The sequence below is a fragment of the Sutterella parvirubra YIT 11816 genome (genome assembly GCF_000250875.1).
In the GTDB taxonomy this organism is placed as follows: Bacteria; Pseudomonadota; Gammaproteobacteria; order Burkholderiales; family Burkholderiaceae_F; genus Sutterella; species Sutterella parvirubra.
On the sequence record NZ_JH604946.1, the window covers coordinates 13,009 to 15,104 of the forward strand.

Annotated in this window: 3 protein-coding genes; all 3 read right to left on the reverse strand. The window is 66.5% G+C overall.

Translation table 11 applies throughout. From position 1 onward, the window contains the following. Positions 1-348 (reverse strand): flavodoxin family protein (locus HMPREF9440_RS11405; protein WP_008541966.1); only part of this gene is annotated, 348 nt, incomplete at its 3' end. A 123-nt stretch (positions 349-471) separates the two neighbouring features. Next, complete coding sequence (locus tag HMPREF9440_RS04665) at positions 472-825, reverse strand: hypothetical protein (protein WP_008541967.1); 354 nt, start codon at positions 823-825, stop codon at positions 472-474. A gap of 128 nt (positions 826-953) precedes the next feature. After that, positions 954-2,096, reverse strand: a 1,143-nt coding sequence (locus HMPREF9440_RS04670) for a sodium-dependent transporter (RefSeq protein ID WP_040763631.1), incomplete at its 5' end; no start/stop codon positions are given.

Genomic DNA, 2,096 nt, shown 5'->3' on the forward strand with positions numbered 1-2,096 from the left:
CGCGACCGTGAAGCCCTGCGCGCGCATGATGTCGGCCAATTCCCGCATCGCGTCGTCGTAGTGACGGTTCCCGTAGACGACCACGGGAACGCCCACGGCGCCCGTGCCCGAGAGGAGCTTCACGTCCTGCATCGTTTCGACGACGCGCCCGAAGAAGACGGGCGTGAAGAGGAAGACGAGGTCGCCCGGGCCGTACGTGCGGGGACGGCGGGCTTCGGGCATCGTCAGGTCGAACTCTTCGAGTTCGCAGGCGTGCTTCCCGCGCAGGCCCGCGAGAAAGGCGCGCGCCACGCGGCGCGTGCCGCCCGTGGGCGAGAAGTAGAGGATGTGGATGCGTCGGACGAGCATGGGGGTTGGGCTCCTGGGTTGGTCGTTGTCTGCGTCGACGCCCTCCGGGGGAAATGGGGGAAATCGGGCGGCTGCGCGGGAAATTCGGGTGGATGACTTCGTGCGGTTCGAGCCGTCGGCGCTTCAGAGGATGTTCTTCAGGAACACCGTGAAGCCCGTCACCGTCGAGAAGACGCCGGCGATCACGATGGAAAGCGTCATGAGGGCATCGGCTTCCGGGGCGTCGTCTGGAAGCGTCCTGGCGAGCGCGTTTCTCGCGAGAAAGGCGGCGAGCCCGAAGAGGCACTCCAACAGAATCGCGGCGTCCAAAAGGCGCGGCACCAGGGCGTCCAGCGTCCAACCCCAAACCGCGGCCGCGGCGGGGACGCCGAGGAGAACCGCGATCCAGAGGGCGCGGTGCGCGCGCCACTCCCAGCCGAGGATCTCGAGGAAGCGTTGGAGGAGACGTTGGAACGGAGTCATGGTGAGCGGAAGCATAACAGAGGGCACCGGGCGCCAAGCTTACGGGGCCGTCCGCACACGAGGAAAAAGCCCGCCGGGCCGAAGCCGGGCGGGTTTTCTTGAATCGGGGAAGGAGCCCCGCAGGGAGGCTCCGACGCCTTGTCTTAGAGGCTCCCCAACGCGACGATCAGCACGAAGACGGGCGAGCAGACGCCGATCAGGAACCGGATCGTGGTGAGGGCGCCGGACGAGAGCGGACGCGCGCTCTGGAGCTGCGCGGCCGTCGCCTTCCAGGCGACCCACGAGGCGGCGATCGCGATGCCGAAGGTGGAGAGCGGCATGCCGACGTTCGAGGTCACGTAGTCAAGCAGATCGAAGATGTTCTTCCCGAAGAACTTGACGTCGCCCCAGGCGCCGAAGGACAAAGTAGCGGCCAAACCCACGAGCGCGGCGGCGACCGTCGTCAGGAGAATCGCGTTGCGGCGGGCGAGCTGCACTTCCTGAACGAGAAGCGTCGCGCAGGCTTCGAGCATCGAAACCGACGACGTGAGCGCCGCGACGACGAGGCAGACGTAGAAGAAGACCGCGAAGAGCTGGCCCATCGGCATCTGCGCGAAGACCGCGGGCATCGTCACGAACGTGAGCCCCGGGCCCGCGGTCGGGTCGAGACCGATCGCGAAGACGGCGGGCATCACCATGAGGCCGCCCAGAATCGAGGAGAGGATCCCGAGGAACGCCACCCAACCCACGGACCCCGGAAGGTCCGCCTTCGGGTCGAGGTAGGAGCCGTACGTGATCATCGTGCCGGCGCCCAAGGAGAGCGAGAAGAAGCAGAAGCCCATCGCGTTGAAGAGCGCGCTCATGTTGAAGTCTTCCCAACGGGGCTTGAAGAGGTACGTCACCCCTTCCCAGCCGCCCGGGAGCGTCACCCCGCGGATGATGAGGATCAGCATCAGGATGAAGAGCGAGGGCATCAGGATCTTCGCGATGCGTTCGATCCCCTTTTCAATGCCGCAGAGGACGACGAGGGCCGTGACGACGAGGAAGACCAAAAGGAACGCGTAGCTCACGGCGCCGTCCGAGACGAAGCCGCCGAAGTGCGCGTTCAGCTGCGCCGCGTCGGCGATGAGGCCCGTGCCCGTGATCGCGTCGATCATGTACTTCACGCACCAGCCGCCCACGACGGAATAGAAGGAGAGAATCAGAAAGACCGTAAACACGCCCACGCCGCCGAAGAATCCCCAGGGCTTGCCGGCGACCGCGTTGAGGCTGCCGACCGCGCCGCGGCGGCCGGCGCGGCCCATCGC

Excerpts from the sequence above, each read along its gene's own strand:
- HMPREF9440_RS04665 (WP_008541967.1), bottom strand. The coding sequence starts at position 825 with ATGCTTCCGCTCACCATGACTCCGTTCCAACGTCTCCTCCAACGCTTC.